We start from the raw sequence: 14,726 nt of genomic DNA on the forward strand, positions 1-14,726 counted from the left end.
CAATGCCCAATGCCCAATACTTCTCTGCGAGAGGCTGCGCCAACGACTACGCTCAGTACAAGTGCCCAATGCCCCATGCCCCATGCCCAATATCTAATAACAAAGGACTAATGATTAATGCTGAAAATATTAATGTTTATAATTTTGGTGGTGGTTGTGGTGTTGGAGATCGGATTGCGATCGCTGTTTGGGTTTGGTAATCCGCTGATTTATGTTGCTGATGAGCAAATTGGTTATCTATTGGCTCCTAATCAGCGTACCCGTCGTTTTGGTAATCGCATTGAAATTAATCAGTATTCTATGCGTGGTGATGCCATTGCTAAGATACCTGCACCTTCGACACTGCGAGTCCTACTTTTAGGCGATTCAATTGCTAACGGTGGTTGGTGGACGGATCGAGATAATACAATATCTAGCTTGATGATGCGTTCCTTGGCATTAGCTACTAACAGTAATTATCAGCAAGTAGAAGTGCTAAATGCTTCAGCTAATTCTTGGGGGCCGAGAAATGAATTAGCTTATTTACAAAAATTTGGCAATTTTAATGCTCAGGTAATAGTATTACTACTTAATACAGATGATTTATTTGCTACTGCTCCTACTTCTTTACAAGTGGGACGCGATCGCAACTATCCAGATAGTAAACCATCCTTGGCATTAATAGAAGTTTGGCAGCGTTATCTCACGAAGCAAAAGCCAATTCCAGAGATGAAAGCAATTCATAATGAAGCGGGCGATCGCGTCGGGATTAATCTGGAGGCTATTGGTAAAATTCAAGAATTAAGTCGCCAAAATCATAGCGAATTTTTGTTGGTCATGACTCCCTTGTTACGAGAAATTGGCGAACCAGGTTCTCGCGATTATGAAATCAAAGCACGTCAGCGCTTGAAGGATTTTGCTCAAACCCAACAAATTCAATATATCGATTTTTTACCGATATTTAATTCCAATTCTGAAGTAAAAAGTTTGTTTCACGACCACATTCACCTTAACTTGAAAGGCAATGAATTTGTCAGTGAAATTATCGAGCGATCGCTTTTAGAAATTTTAACTCAGCCCCATTCCAACCTTTTGAATTCTGAATTCTGAGTTCTGAATTCTGAATTCTCAATCCTGACTTCTATTTTATCAATTTTCTCGAATCCAAAGTGCTAGTCCTCCGCCACGCCCACGAGCTGCAATGAAATCTTCTGTAACAATAAAGAAAGCAAAGAAGGGTAGTTTAGCTATGGGCTGGCTATAAAAATCTTCTGACTCGACTTTCCCAGAGCGAATTTTATTGTTGTACACAACACGACCAAATAAACTGATAAGCATATTGTGAAAATCAAACGCCAACAAATTTTTCTTACCCTGGTATTGTATTGGGCCAGTCAGCTTTAACAATAAAGGAAATAATTCAACTTGATTAGCAATTTCACCTTTATCTAAATTCTGTTGTAAATTTGCATTAAAGGAAATATGAATTGTAACAAATTTAGGCACGTATAAACCCTTGCCTAATACAATTCCTCCTCGTTCCCGAACTTTTTTTGTACCAGTAGCAAAACAAAGTCGCCATTTTCCCAAAAGAGACTCAAACCCATAGTTTAGGCGTTGTTGCTTGGCAGTTTTTTCTGCTGCTAATAACGCCTGAACTAATATTTCAGCACTAGGACGTGTAGCTTTTTCTCCTCGATACGCAGCCGCAGCCTGGGATAGCACAGTTACAAAATCAGATACCACATCAGCCATCACAATTAGCCTCGTTATTTTTTGTGATATTTCACCACCGTAGCCATCGCTTCTATCATAGAGTTATCCAACCGCAAAATAGCTGGTTTGAGAATTGATAGACAAAAATACTGAAATCCATTTACACTCAGGTTAACCATATACTTAAGAACAAGGTATAAATGTCAGCCAATAAAGGATATACTTCGATTAGTGCTGGGGATTGGAGCGAATTGCAGAGAGCATCTGGGTTGACAGATGAGAGGGAAGCGATCGCAAAATTTCAAGCTATTGAAAAATACAAAGAAGATTGTAACTGTTCCTTCAACATTGGTACCAAACCTTTGTATCTTGATGGTGAAATTGACATCCTGATAAATTTTCTACAAAATTTTATTGATACATTACCAAAAGCCTGGGAGTTAGGTCTACAAAGATGGTTGCCCTTTAATCAAACACCTCTTCAAACAAAGTTAAACCAAGTAGGTGCTAGTAAAATTCCACGTTTAATGCGTGTTGATTTTACATCAGTAGCAGGAACACCACAAATTTTTGAAATCGAGCATAATCCCAGTGGCTTGGGAATTATTACACTTTTTCAGAAAGTATGGGGTTGTGAATTAACCTTAGCCCAGCACTATCGTACTCACATTAGCGATAATATTCATGTTCTCTTAACTCAAAAAGATTTAGATTATTACGATGCCCGATTTTTCCTACAAGAAATGTCTGGCAAACCAGAACAAGTATATTTATTAGGCGAACTAAAACCAGAATTTTTACAGCAAAATCAACTGCATTTTCACCGCTACTTTGACCCTTGGAAAATTGAAGCTGAAGCAGATTCACCACTAAAAGCTAATCTCCAATTGCTCTTGCAGTCTTGGATAGAAGGTCAAATAGAAATAGAACCTCATCCCGATATTTTAATGTCTAAGTTAGGATTAGCTTCAATTTTTAGCCAGACTAATATCTGGCAACAGGCAGGGTTGAATTTTGAAATTGCTCAAACAATTATTCCAGAAATTAAATTGTTATCTGAAACGCTCGAAGAAATTCCCGAACGTCAAAAATCTGTGATCAAAATTTTAACACCAGACCAATCTTATGGCTCCAGAGGTGTGATTGTTGGGTCTTATCAAAGAGCGCAAAAGTGGATTAATTTAGTGCGTGAACTGCGTGCAAATCAAACTCTAGCAGTAGTCCAGCGTTTAGTAGAACACCAAAAAGTAACCTTACCCTTCATTGATGATTCCGGCATTATTAAAGAACAAGAATTAGATGTGCTGTATCGTGCCTTCTTTTTGCGAACTGACACTGGCTTAAATTTTGCTGGTGGTTACTACGTAGGCTGTGCAGCTAATACCAAGGGGGGGAAAGTATCTGGTGTCAGTGGGGTGCGGGGGCCAGTTTTTAAGTAGTGGGGATGTGGGACAAGGTAACAAGGGAGAAAAGACCTCTCTTTTGCAAGAGGGGGGAAAGGGAAAAGGTTAATGGTTCGACAAGCTCACCAACCGGGAAAAGGGTTTTTATTTGCCCTTTCCCCTTTACCCCTTACCCTTTTCCCCACTTCTCTGCTACTTTGTCCCCCTAGCGCTAGCGTGAAACAGAAGCTAAAGCTACATCTCCCCACGCCCCAAAATAGACTTGTGATCTACATTTCTTGGATGCTACCGTCTACAAGATGACAGAGGATTTTGAAGGAATTTACTTAACGATGAAATGTAAACACAAACTAGCTTATGGGTTGACATTGCTGTTCGGTTTAAATTTAGTACCTAGCTTGGTTGCATCAGATGGGGCAAAGGCAACACCACCGAGAAGCCCAGATAAAAGTGTCAATTGCGATATTTTAGTTGTGGGTGGCGGACTATCTGGTGTGGCTACGGCTTATGAGGGGTTACTCGCAGGACGAACAGTTTGTCTAACTGAAATTACCGACTGGCTGGGGGGACAAATTTCTGCCCAAGGAACATCTGCATTAGATGAACGCCCAACTCAACGGGCAAAGCAATTCTATTCTCGCGGTTATCTGGAATTACGAAACCGCATCGAGCGTAAATACGGTAAACTCAATCCTGGTGATTGCTGGGTTAGTGACTCTTGTTTTCTTCCCCGTGATGCCCACAGTATTTTGGTTCAGATGCTCAAAGATGCTGAAAAGCAGGGCAAAGGCAAGCTGCAATGGTTTCCCAACACGGTAATCAAGGATTTAGAAATTAATGCTGATGGTAAATTAATAAATGGTGCGATCGCTATCCAACATCAACCACCCAAAGGCGCACCACCCCTTAATACCTTTACTTTATCTCAAGTCATTGAAGACGCCTACCGCTACGATAACTCTTCTCGATTTACCAAAACTATTCTTCGCTTCATTCCCAAACAAACTAAGGGAGATGCTCCCAAGTGGTATGTTATAGACGCTAGCGAAACTGGGGAAATTATCGCCCTTGCTGATGTTCCCTATCGCTTAGGCATTGATGCCCGTTCTTACCTGGAACCTTCTGCCTCCAGCACCACCAACGATCCTTATTGCACTCAAGGCTTTACCTACACCTTTGCAATGGAGGCAACTAAGGAACCGCAACCCCAAACAATGCCGCCATTTTATTTACAATATTCACCATATTTTAGCTATGAGTTAACACGACTGGCTAATTTTGACTTAGTTTTCACCTACCGTCGCATCTGGAGTCCCAATAAAGGACAACCGACAAAATTCGGTGGTGTAAGTTTTAATGCGGCAACATCAGGGGATATATCCATGCAAAACTGGACTTGGGGTAACGACTATCGCCCCGGAACAGCCAAGGATAACTTAATTTATACTCGCCAACAGTTACAAGGTACTGGGCAGTTGCAGCCTGGTGGTTGGATGGGAGGACTGCGGACAGAAACCCTCCGCAGAGGTGAAGAAAATGCCCTTTCTTATTATTATTGGTTGGTAGCTGGAACTACAGATTCACAATTAGGGGAAGGTGTGAAGCAGCCGCGAACTAATAACCGTTTTGTGGCCGGGTTAAATTCCCCAATGGGAACAGTACACGGTTTATCGAAATATCCCTACATGCGAGAAGGACGCCGCATCATTGGCCGCCCTAGTTGGGGACAACCAGGAGGTTTTGCTATTTGGGAAATTGATATTTCTCGGCGAAATTACAATGATGAATATTACCGCAAGACCCTGCCAGCAGATATGTATCGGCAATTAACAGCTGCACTTGCAGGATTAGAAGCAACATCTGTAATTGCGGGAGAGATTTCACCGGACAAAGTCATGCGCCGGACTCGTTCTAGCATCTTCCCGGACGCAGTGGGTATTGGTCACTACGCCATAGATTTTCATCCTTGCATGACCAACAGTCCCCCAGAAGCCCCTGGTAACACAGAACGTGCAGGTGAAAGACGCGGTGCTGGTCAAGCTTACCCCTTCCAAATCGCCCTGAGAGCAATGATTCCCCAGAAAATCGACAATTTGCTGGTAGGAGGTAAAAGTATTGCTACCAGTCATATTGCTGCTGCTGCTTATCGAGTACATTCCTTTGAATGGTCGGCTGGCGCAGCTGCGGGAACCGTTGCTAGCTTTGCCATCAAAAATGCCATCGCCCCTTACCAACTGGTGGACGACTTACCCAAACCAGAACCACAGCTGGAAGCACTCAAACGCTTATTACAGAAAAATGGTAACCCGACTGCCTTCCCCGATACATCGATTTTTAACCAAAACTGGGAAGATTGGCGATAGAACGGTCAAAAAGCATAACTATTGGTGGTTGTTGACTGTTGACTGTTGACTGTTGACTGTTGTCCTTGTCTCCCTTGTTTCCCTTGTCTCTTCCCACCCTCTATTCCCCATGTCTAAAAACTCGATCCCCTTGTGGGTGGAGTTTTTTATTTTCGGGTCTGTTTGTTAACAATTCTTTATCATGGAAGCAAGCCTGTAGATAAATTGATATCGATGCTTACTCGTATTAAAGACTTAGCAACGAAACTAGCACCTCGCTTAATTGAAATTCGCCGCCACATTCACTCGCACCCAGAACTCAGCGGTCAGGAATACAAAACAGCTGCCTTTGTAGCTGGTGTTTTGTCTTCCAGTGGTTTGCATGTCCAAGAAGGGGTCGGTAAAACAGGCGTTATCGGCGAAGTGCAAAATAGTCACCAAAGCGATGGTTTTTTGGCAATTCGCACCGATATGGATGCTTTGCCAATTCAAGAAGCCACTGATTTGGAATATGCCTCTTACGCAGCTGGTGTGATGCACGCTTGCGGTCACGATGTCCACACCACAGTGGGATTAGGAACGGCAATGATACTTGCCCAAATAGCAGAAGAATTGGGTGGTAAAGTGCGGTTTTTATTTCAGCCAGCCGAAGAAATTGCCCAAGGTGCAAGCTGGATGGTGAAAGATGGGGCGATGGAAAATGTCTCAGCTATATTAGGGGTTCATGTTTTCCCTTCTATACCCGCAGGTTCCATTGGAGTACGTTATGGGGCCTTGACTGCGGCGGCTGATGATTTAGAAATTTTGATTATTGGTGAATCTGGACATGGGGCGCGTCCCCATGAAGCGATTGATGCCATTTGGGTTGCAGCTCAAGTAATTAGTGCATTGCAACAAGCCATTAGCCGCACACAAAATCCCTTGCGTCCTGTGGTATTGAGCATTGGTAAGATTAATGGCGGTAGAGCGCCCAATGTGATTGCTGATAAAGTACAGTTATTGGGAACGGTACGATCGCTTCATCCCGAAACCCGTGCCCATCTGCCAAATTGGATCGAAAATATTGTAGCTAGCGTCTGCCATGCTTATGGAGCAAGCTATCAAGTTAATTATTGTCAGGGTATACCCAGCGTCCAAAATGATTATACTTTGACACAATTGTTACAATCAGCGGCAGAAGAAGCTTGGAGTAGCGATCGCGTCCAAGTTTTACCAGAACCATCTTTGGGTGCTGAAGATTTTTCCACGTATTTAGAACACGCCCCTGGCTCAATGTTTCGCTTGGGTGTGGGCTACAAAGAAAGAATTATTAACCACCCATTACACCATCCCCAATTTGAAGTTGATGAGTCTGCAATTCTCACCGGGGTTGTGACTATGGCTTATGCAGCTTATAAATATTGGCAAAAATAGACCTCTTACCCTCATTGCTTTTTGTAGTCTTGTGGGAAAAGGGAAAAGGTTAAAGGGGAAAGGGAAAATACCAAACATAAATATGCACCCTCCTTCACCTTTTCCCGACTTATGCAAGCAATCTAATAAATAAAAACTCCTAACACAATGTGTTAGGAGTTACGCTATTTACCTAGCAATTTGGTATTGCAATTAAGTCAGATTTATTAAGCGATATTTTCCATTTTTGAATCTATTAACTAAATTTTAGATTCAGTAACAACGCCTAATTTTTTTTGAATCCGGGTTTTTGCAGCTTTGAATTCAGTGGCTAGTTGTTCGCTTTGCTCAGTACTCAAGTTGTTGCGAATTGCAGCAAACATTGTGCTTTCTTCTTGACGAATATGGTCGCCAATAGCATCCATCAGCTGTTTTACTTTCTCTTTAAACTGAGGTGAAGATGGGCTAAGAGCTTTAATTTCTTCTAATACCTGCTTGGCATGAGCTTGTTCATCATACAGTTCTTGGGTGTTTTCTTGACCGTAGAAAGAACGTACTCTTGGATAGACAACTTCTTCTTCAGCTTCAGCATGGGCTGTGAGATCCTTGTAAATTTGACCGAAGTATTCTTGGATCTTTTGTGGATTGTTGCTTTGTAATAGTTCGGTAAACAGAGTATTTACCTTGTTGTGATCTAGGCGAATCACATCTTGGATATTCAGATCCTTTTTGTCACTGCTTTGGGTGACAGCACTACCGACTACACCACTTACCGCAGCTAAAGCATCTTGAACACGTGCCCAAATTCCTTGATCTGCATCTTGTCCAGTTAGTTCGCGGACACCCAGAATTTCTAGAATACCTTTGAGTTGCTCTTGGTGAGCGCGGTTTTCAAAGTTAACGGTATTCAAAGGGCCAATAGCAAGTATCACATCAGCACCAACTTTTTGAGCGGCTTTATGAACTATCAAGCCACTTGTAACTAGTTGATGTTTCAGCAATTCGTGTTGGGATACTTTTTCATATAGACTTAGCTCAGAACCCTTAAATAGTTCGCGAGCTTTTTCAATAAATTCCCTCAAGTTTTTTTTGGGTTCGGCCTGAATTCCGTACTGAGTAATTACAGTTTCTAAAACACCAAGGTTTTTTTCATCATCTTTGATGAAGTTGCGGATGCGATCGGCAATTTCGGCATCAAGTTGTTGATTCAAAAGCAGTTTTTCATTTTCGATGACCAATTGTTGCAGTGCTTTGATACTTGCCAATTTCACAGCAATAGCATTGCGTTTCGTATCATCTAAACTAGCTACCATCCTAAGTTCTCCTCTAGCAAAGTGTTCGGAATTATTGCTAATATCACGTTGACACAAATCTTAGGGTGCTTCCATCTTTCTTTTGAGCGATTGCCTTCACAACTGTGGGTAGAAAAATATCAAGTTCTTGGCTGCAAAATAAAAATATCAGTGAGGGCGATCGCTTTGATTTTTAATTTCATTCACAGCAACCTATTCACTATTCATACAAGTCCAATAAATTACCCATTATGGAATAAAAAAGTATGTCTATGGGATGATTAACTAGCTCTAAATTATTTAGATATGCCGATTGATGAATTTGTAGTAATTTTCGTCTATCTAACTATAAATGTAAGGGCACAGCAATGCTGCGCCCCTATCAGGTAGTATATTTACTTAAAATACCTTTGTAAAAGCTCAACACCAAAAAATTTTTCAGCTATAGCCTATTCCCTGCTATAAATAGAACGACTTGAAAAAAACAAACTATGTTAAGTAATGTAAAAATCATAAAATTCAGTTCGTAGTAAGGACTTCAGTCCTTTTTTTAGAACTAAAGTTCTCACTACAAACCTTCAATTATTTACCCTGTTCTACTTAGATGCGATTGTTGGCGACAATACCTGAGGATCGGTAGGTTTGTGAAAATACTTGATTACTGCTGCATTGAAGGTGTGCGAAAAATTCTGCTGAATATAGGAATTCTCACCTTGGGTTGAGGTGCAGTGATATTAGCCTGAGAAACAGAAGTGTTAGTTACTGTCTCAGATATGATAGTCGGTTTACTATCAGTGGAATTAACCAAATCACCCAATTCCTTAGCAGAAGATGAATTTGAAGATATAGTACTAATATTATCAGTATCTTGATTATTAGATTTTGACGCCGTTTGAGCATGACATGGAGTCATAAAGCAAGTCGAAATTGTTGCTAATACCAGCATTAGCAGATTACAAATATATTTGTGCATGGTGATTTTTGAAATTGGTTAATAAATATCCCAAATTTTCAGAGCTTGTGTTTGTTCTCTGTCTGAAAGGAAATCGTGATTTTACCCAGATAACTTATTGCGCTCTCTAATAAAGCCTGTGACCCATTCCTAGCTGTAACTAGAAATTAGTACAACTTACAATATCAATAATTTAGTGAGATTCTCTTTGATTTCAAACAGAAATATTACTGATTTTAAAAAAATGAATCTTCATCATCAGGCTATCATTTTTTCAATTTAATAAATTTCAATTCATAATCAACACATCTGATATTTAATTATTTATACTTTTGATGAAGTACTTTAGGTAAATAAATACGTGTATGCGTTCAGGAATGGATTTAAGCTCATCCACCCTTAAAAGTAGATGGGATAAGAAGAGAGATTGTTGACTGATGACTGTTAACTGTTAACCGTCAATGATGTCCAGGTATCTTTCATCCCATCCCTAAAAGCAATGGGTTTTCCCGACACCTTTTTATCAAGCTACTCTTTCAAACAATCACAAGGTTTGATTAGTGAACTTTTTGACTTTTGAATGCGTAACTTCCAAGGTAGCAGTGGTAGATATCTTTAAATTCTGACTTCTGACTCCTGGGTGCTGAATTATTAACATTCACATTACTATCTTCTAAAAAATTGATGAAATTTATAAGCTTCAAAAATCCGTTCCTACTCATAGTAGTTAGTCTCACTCTCTTGCAGACAGCTAATGCTCAAACTCCTGTAACTGAAACCTCGAAGTTATCTCAAGAAGTTTCTGTGCTTCGCCAACAGGGTGCAAAGGGGTTACAGATATTTCTCAAATCCCATACTAATGAGTTAAACAACAATTCTTCAGACAAAGTTTTACCTTCTGCTACACTACGGGCAGCTTTAGATGAACTTTGCCAACAACGAGACTGTTATGCTTCTCGTTTGTATTGGTATACAGACATCGAACAAGCCAAAGCAGCTGCCAAAATCAGTGGTAAACCGATTTTATCTCTGCGCTTGCTGGGCAGACTCGATCGCGATTTGAGTTGTGCTAATAGTAGGTTCTTCAGGGTGGCGCTATATCCCAACAAGGAAATTTCTCGGCTGCTTCAAGACCGTTTTATTTTGCACTGGGAATCAGTGCGTCCTGTACCAAAAGTTACAATCGATTTCGGCGATGGGCGCAAATTAGAACGTACAATTACAGGCAATAGCATTCACTATATATTAGATGCCTCTGGTCGTCCAATTGATGCAATTCCTGGTTTATATGGCCCCAAGGCATTTATACGTCAATTACAACAAGCTGAAGTGGTGGCAAAAAACTACAGCAAACTTTCACCAAGGGATGGCGAGGCTTTTTTAAGAAAATACCACAGCGATCGCTACAATTCCATCCAAGCCCAATGGGTTGCTGATTTATCCCGCTTGGGTATCCAGTCTCCCCCGAAGTTGCTAGAATCTCCCAGCAATTCCACTCAACCACCAACAGCAGTAACCGCAGGTTCTCTGGCGGTTTCTAAAATGATGGTTGAAAGACCAATGCTCACTGCTCTTGAGTCTAATGCCCAACAAAATCAAAAAACTTTAGCTGAAATAACTGACCAAGAAGCTTGGAACAAAATTGCTCAACTTTATGCCAGTGATGCCAAGCTAGATGAAAACAGCATTTCCTTAATTAAAGCTAAAAAGTCTCAGCCTGCCAACACTCAAAAAGATAATTTGCCCATCATAGTGAAAAATTTTGAAACTGCAATGGCTTTAGATACAGTCAGAAATGAATATATATTGCACAGCCAAATTCATCAATGGTTTATGGCAGGTAACCAAACAAAGAATGTACAAACCCTCAATCAGCAAGTCTACGCCCAACTATTTTTAACTCCTAGTTCTGACCCTTGGTTGGGACTTTTCCCCAGCGATGGCTACAGTGCAATTGATAATGATGGCATCCGCTAAGGCAAGACGGTTCGGGGAAAGGGGAAAGGGGAAAGGGGAAAGGGAAAAGGGGAAAGGGCAAAGGGGAAGGTTTCAAATACATCCAAATCCCCTTACCCCGGTTGGTGAGCTTGTCGAACCATTAACCTTTTCCCACACCACAAGGGAAGTTAATACTGCTTATCCGAACCGTATTGACTTCCAAGTAAAAAAATATTCCATAAAAAACTGTTGAGTGTTGACTGTTAACGGTTCACAGTCAACACTCAAACTCCATGTAAAATTGCAAATCTCAAATCCAAAATTTAAGTCGGTACTAATTCTCCAGGACGCAACTTCGACCATTTACCCATTTCCGGCTTAAAGCTTAGACAGCCAACAACGTCCCATTCCATTTCAATCACATCGTCTTTAGTCCGGATGTTGACGTTGATAGAAGGTTCATTCGGGTCAAAATCTGGTGTTTCGGTTAAGTGGGGTTGTTGGTGCTGCCCTTCTACGGCATGATAAGTGAGACAGCGGTCTACATAGTGGCAGTTCACGCAAATACACATAATAGAACCAACTCCAGGGGCCTTTATTGTTAATCTAGCTTAAGCCAGACTGTTATTCATTAGTTGCTGGGTTGATTTTTATTACAATGTGTTCTTCTGTTGCTTCTACCCTAGCTCCCGAAAATTGGCCTTTTAGCTTGGCATTATTGCCACAACCAGCTTATATGGTGGGTGGCGCTGTACGGGATGCCATGCTTGGCAGAACTCGCGAATACTTAGATTTAGATTTTGTTATACCATCTAACGCGGTAAAGGTGGCAAGAGCGATCGCCCATCATTATAATGCTGGGTTTGTATTACTCGATGCACAACGACAAATTGCTCGTGTGGTTTTTCCCGGTGCTACGGCTGACTTTGCCCAACAAGAGGGAGACAGTTTAGAGGTGGACTTGCACAGACGGGACTTTACAATAAATGCGATCGCCTATAATCCCCACACCCAAGAAATCATCGATCCCCTGCAAGGCTATGCAGATTTACAACAGGGCATTTTGCGAATGGTATCACCCGCTAACCTTGAAGACGATCCTTTGCGGTTAATGCGAGCTTATCGGCAAGCAGCCCAACTGAATTTTACTATTGAGTCAGCTACTAAAACCACAATTCGTTCTTTAGCATCACATATCAGCAAAGTTGCACCAGAACGATTTCGCACAGAAATTGGTTATTTATTAGCAAACTCTCAGGGTACTCCCTGGATAACAACTGCTTGGGAAGATAATTTACTTAACCCCTTCTTCAAAAACGCCACTCGTGAAAGCTTAGATAAACTAGCGGCTGTTGACGATGCAGCTGTTTTACTAGCTCAAAATTGGCAACAACTGGGAGTAAAATTACAAGCAGGTGTCAGGGATAGCATCAAAACTACTTGGTTAGCCATTGCTAAACTTGCTTGTCTTGTCAACCCAAATCCAGAATTAGCAGAAATAGAACTACAAGAACTTACCTACAGTCGTGCTGAAATTCGCGGTGTCACCACTGCTTTAAAATTATTACCGCAACTGAAAGTGGCAAATATGTCTTTGCGAGAACAATACTTTTTGTTCCAAGATGCAGATATTGTGTTTCCTGCCACGGTAGCGTTAGCTGTAGCATTTGATAATTTGGTAGAGGCGATGTCTGGCAAAAAGCAGCTAAAGACAGCAGTTGCTACAACAGATGAAGCCCATACAACGCATTGCCTTGTTTTTGCACCTTTAATCAACCGCTACCTGAACCCTGACGATCTGGTCGCTCATCCCACTCCATTAGTCAGTGGGAAGGAAATAATTATAACACTAGATATCCCGGCTTCACCAATAGTAGGCAAATTGTTAACAGAAATTGCCGTAGCACAAGCTGAGGGGAAAGTGTCCACACCAACAGAGGCGATGGCATTGGCACGTCAGTTAGTTGGGGAGTGGGGAGTGTAGGGAGACAAGGAGAATAGACCTGCCTTGAAAATAGGGCATTCTTGTGGGAAAAGGTTAATGGTTCGACAAGCTCACCAACCGGGGAAAGGGAAAATGTTCTTCAGAAAGATTGCTTAGTTTTCTCCCTTTTATAGAAAATTAGGTAGAATCGAGTATTCAGTAAACTGTATTATCCTAAAAGCTTTAACTCAGAATTGTTAGCCAAACTTTCTTTTTCAAGCTTGGATAGTATTGAACTTTACTGTCAGTAAAACGTCGCCAATAAATTCAACTATGTAACAAAAAGTAAATTGAACTCAAATCAGTTTTTGTTCTGGTGTTTACTATCTGATCTGTGCTTTTCCCTAACGATAAATATTCATACCCGCCTACTTAATTCCAAAAATCAAAGCAGGTTACCATTAGTATCAATGCACTGCTGACTCAATCAGTTAAGTTTTTGAATTTTTCGTTAGAGATAAACCTCAATTAACAGATTTTAAAATCACAATAATTCCAGTACGACGTGTGACTAAATTTGTATTGGTCATCAAATTAAGAACAGGTTTGCCAATAATTTCCTCGATGGTTTTTTTCAATTGTGGTTTGATTAATTTATCCAAGTACGATCGCACTTGTTCTGCTAAATTTTCATAACCCCCCTGAAGTAGAGTTTCTTCAACAGGGGTAATAGAGTTTTCTAAAGAAATTATGATTTCTGTGTCAAAAAAATGGCAAATAATTTGGCTAGGAAGCTGTCCCAGTCTTTGATGATATAAGTTTTTAACTTTGTCTGATATTTCTGTTTCTAATTGTCCAATAGTAGGTTGTATCATTAGTAGTTAGAGTATAATATTTATTGTTAGAGTCTCCGAATAGGAGTTTTAAAGATTATATTATATCAGATATATTCTGAAAAATTTATCGATGCCATAGATTAAGTTTGTGTATTAATGTCATGCATTTAGTAGGGTTTTTGAGGTAAACAATCCTAGATACTAAAAGTGTAAAAATTCTTAATCAAAAATTAGTGGAGTGTGCATTTAATTACTCGTAGTTACTCTTTGGTTATATGAGTAATTAGTTTATTTTGTACCAAACAAGCGATCGCCTGCATCTCCCAACTCAGGAATAATATAACCATCCTCGTTCAAATGTCCATCAATAAGTAATCGTATAAAATAGTACATCAAAAGGCACTTCACAGAAATGCTCAATAGACCTCTTGCACAAGTGCTTTTTGCACTCTTGTGGGAAAAGGGGAAGGGATAAAAAACATGAGTCCCTTTCCCCCTTTTGCCCCTTATCCCCTTCAGGGGCCCCACCTTCCCCTTTAAAGAGCCAAGTTGCCTTGGCGTACTACTAGTACCAATTTTTAATCCGGAGTCAGCATTGGCCCATTCATTGGAAGCATTGGTGTTTGAATCTGTTCAAATTTAAGCGGTAAATCTCGTGCGATCAATTAATGTTACTTGGTTGTGCATATTTTATTGATTAAGTAATAGCTCAGTTTCCTACATAGTCATAGAATTATTTTTTTCAAAATTTGGTATCGTTACTTATTTATTTTTCTTGAAATAAACTTTACAAAACCTTCACGAAACTGTAATTGTAAATCTACTAAAAACTAGTCTTAAGTAAACTTAGTTAGTATCAAACACTTATTTTTTATAATTTAATATTAAATTAATAATGATGTTATTTGTATACATATATACAAATAATGAGGTATTTACTAATATTATTTAC

12 protein-coding genes and 1 pseudogene are annotated in these 14,726 nt (G+C 40.2%); 7 read left to right on the forward strand and 6 right to left on the reverse strand.

Translation table 11 applies throughout. The features are described from left to right. Together GNE10_RS35515 and GNE10_RS21050 are read left to right on the forward strand one after the other, a co-directional pair. Nucleotides 1-200: hypothetical protein (locus GNE10_RS35515; protein WP_221642931.1), on the forward strand; the 200-nt coding region annotated here is incomplete at its 5' end. Next, complete coding sequence (locus GNE10_RS21050) at nt 133-1,089, forward strand: SGNH/GDSL hydrolase family protein (protein ID WP_397326051.1); 957 nt, start codon at nt 133-135, stop codon at nt 1,087-1,089. The genes GNE10_RS35515 and GNE10_RS21050, both read left to right, overlap by 68 nt. Before the next feature lie 39 nt (nt 1,090-1,128). Here the strand turns inward: GNE10_RS21050 and GNE10_RS21055 are convergent, their stop codons facing one another. Then, nucleotides 1,129-1,734, reverse strand: a complete 606-nt coding sequence (locus tag GNE10_RS21055) for a hypothetical protein (RefSeq protein WP_185566828.1) — start codon at nt 1,732-1,734, stop codon at nt 1,129-1,131. 161 nt (nt 1,735-1,895) lie between these two features. On the opposite strand from GNE10_RS21055, the gene GNE10_RS21060 reads away from it, so the two are divergent. The 3 genes from GNE10_RS21060 (at nt 1,896) to GNE10_RS21070 (ending at nt 6,853) form a co-directional block, all read left to right on the forward strand. Continuing rightward, nucleotides 1,896-3,134, forward strand: coding sequence for a hypothetical protein (locus GNE10_RS21060; protein ID WP_185566829.1), 1,239 nt, complete (start codon nt 1,896-1,898; stop codon nt 3,132-3,134). Nucleotides 3,135-3,430: 296 nt separating this feature from the next. Next, entirely contained in the window at nt 3,431-5,461 is a 2,031-nt protein-coding gene (locus tag GNE10_RS21065) for an FAD-dependent oxidoreductase (protein WP_185566830.1), read from the forward strand. 213 nt (nt 5,462-5,674) lie between these two features. Continuing rightward, nucleotides 5,675-6,853 carry a M20 family metallopeptidase gene (locus GNE10_RS21070; RefSeq protein WP_185566831.1) on the forward strand — a complete coding sequence of 393 codons (1,179 nt, stop codon included), beginning with the start codon at nt 5,675-5,677 and terminating at the stop codon, nt 6,851-6,853. 239 nt (nt 6,854-7,092) lie between these two features. Here the strand turns inward: GNE10_RS21070 and GNE10_RS21075 are convergent, their stop codons facing one another. Next, nucleotides 7,093-8,145, reverse strand: coding sequence for a hemerythrin domain-containing protein (locus GNE10_RS21075; protein ID WP_185566832.1), 1,053 nt, complete (start codon nt 8,143-8,145; stop codon nt 7,093-7,095). A 637-nt stretch (nt 8,146-8,782) separates the two neighbouring features. Then, nucleotides 8,783-9,097: a hypothetical protein gene (locus GNE10_RS21080; RefSeq protein ID WP_185566833.1), complete on the reverse strand. Its 315-nt coding sequence runs from the start codon at nt 9,095-9,097 to the stop codon at nt 8,783-8,785. Between the two features lie 663 nt (nt 9,098-9,760). Between GNE10_RS21080 and GNE10_RS21085 the strand changes: the two genes are divergently transcribed. Next, complete coding sequence (locus GNE10_RS21085; protein ID WP_185566834.1) at nt 9,761-11,053, forward strand: hypothetical protein; 1,293 nt, start codon at nt 9,761-9,763, stop codon at nt 11,051-11,053. 284 nt (nt 11,054-11,337) lie between these two features. Here GNE10_RS21085 and GNE10_RS21090 read toward each other — a convergent pair whose 3' ends face one another. After that, nucleotides 11,338-11,586: a Ycf34 family protein gene (locus GNE10_RS21090; RefSeq protein ID WP_099070394.1), complete on the reverse strand. Its 249-nt coding sequence runs from the start codon at nt 11,584-11,586 to the stop codon at nt 11,338-11,340. Between the two features lie 86 nt (nt 11,587-11,672). Between GNE10_RS21090 and GNE10_RS21095 the strand changes: the two genes are divergently transcribed. Further along, on the forward strand, nt 11,673-12,998 hold the full coding sequence (locus GNE10_RS21095) for a CCA tRNA nucleotidyltransferase (protein ID WP_185566835.1): 1,326 nt from the start codon (nt 11,673-11,675) through the stop codon (nt 12,996-12,998). Nucleotides 12,999-13,462: 464 nt separating this feature from the next. On the opposite strand, the gene GNE10_RS21100 is transcribed toward GNE10_RS21095, so the two are convergent. Next, nucleotides 13,463-13,813, reverse strand: a complete 351-nt coding sequence (locus GNE10_RS21100; RefSeq protein WP_185566836.1) for a DUF2294 domain-containing protein — start codon at nt 13,811-13,813, stop codon at nt 13,463-13,465. A gap of 249 nt (nt 13,814-14,062) precedes the next feature. Continuing rightward, nucleotides 14,063-14,143 (reverse strand): annotated as a pseudogene (locus GNE10_RS36555) (uracil phosphoribosyltransferase); the annotation flags it as partial. Nucleotides 14,144-14,726 lie beyond the last annotated feature (583 nt).

This window comes from Nostoc sp. 2RC (assembly GCF_014222165.1).
In the GTDB taxonomy this organism is placed as follows: domain Bacteria; phylum Cyanobacteriota; class Cyanobacteriia; order Cyanobacteriales; family Nostocaceae; genus Nostoc; species Nostoc linckia.

What these genes read in the sequence shown, in the direction of transcription:
- GNE10_RS21050 (WP_397326051.1), top strand. Translation starts at nt 133, where the DNA reads ATGTTTATAATTTTGGTGGTGGTTGTGGTGTTGGAGATCGGATTGCGA.
- GNE10_RS21055 (WP_185566828.1), bottom strand. Translation starts at nt 1,734, where the DNA reads ATGGCTGATGTGGTATCTGATTTTGTAACTGTGCTATCCCAGGCTGCG.
- GNE10_RS21060 (WP_185566829.1), top strand. Translation starts at nt 1,896, where the DNA reads ATGTCAGCCAATAAAGGATATACTTCGATTAGTGCTGGGGATTGGAGC.
- GNE10_RS21065 (WP_185566830.1), top strand. Translation starts at nt 3,431, where the DNA reads ATGAAATGTAAACACAAACTAGCTTATGGGTTGACATTGCTGTTCGGT.
- GNE10_RS21070 (WP_185566831.1), top strand. Translation starts at nt 5,675, where the DNA reads ATGCTTACTCGTATTAAAGACTTAGCAACGAAACTAGCACCTCGCTTA.
- GNE10_RS21075 (WP_185566832.1), bottom strand. Translation starts at nt 8,145, where the DNA reads ATGGTAGCTAGTTTAGATGATACGAAACGCAATGCTATTGCTGTGAAA.
- GNE10_RS21080 (WP_185566833.1), bottom strand. Translation starts at nt 9,097, where the DNA reads ATGCACAAATATATTTGTAATCTGCTAATGCTGGTATTAGCAACAATT.
- GNE10_RS21085 (WP_185566834.1), top strand. Translation starts at nt 9,761, where the DNA reads ATGAAATTTATAAGCTTCAAAAATCCGTTCCTACTCATAGTAGTTAGT.
- GNE10_RS21090 (WP_099070394.1), bottom strand. Translation starts at nt 11,586, where the DNA reads ATGTGTATTTGCGTGAACTGCCACTATGTAGACCGCTGTCTCACTTAT.
- GNE10_RS21095 (WP_185566835.1), top strand. Translation starts at nt 11,673, where the DNA reads ATGTGTTCTTCTGTTGCTTCTACCCTAGCTCCCGAAAATTGGCCTTTT.
- GNE10_RS21100 (WP_185566836.1), bottom strand. Translation starts at nt 13,813, where the DNA reads ATGATACAACCTACTATTGGACAATTAGAAACAGAAATATCAGACAAA.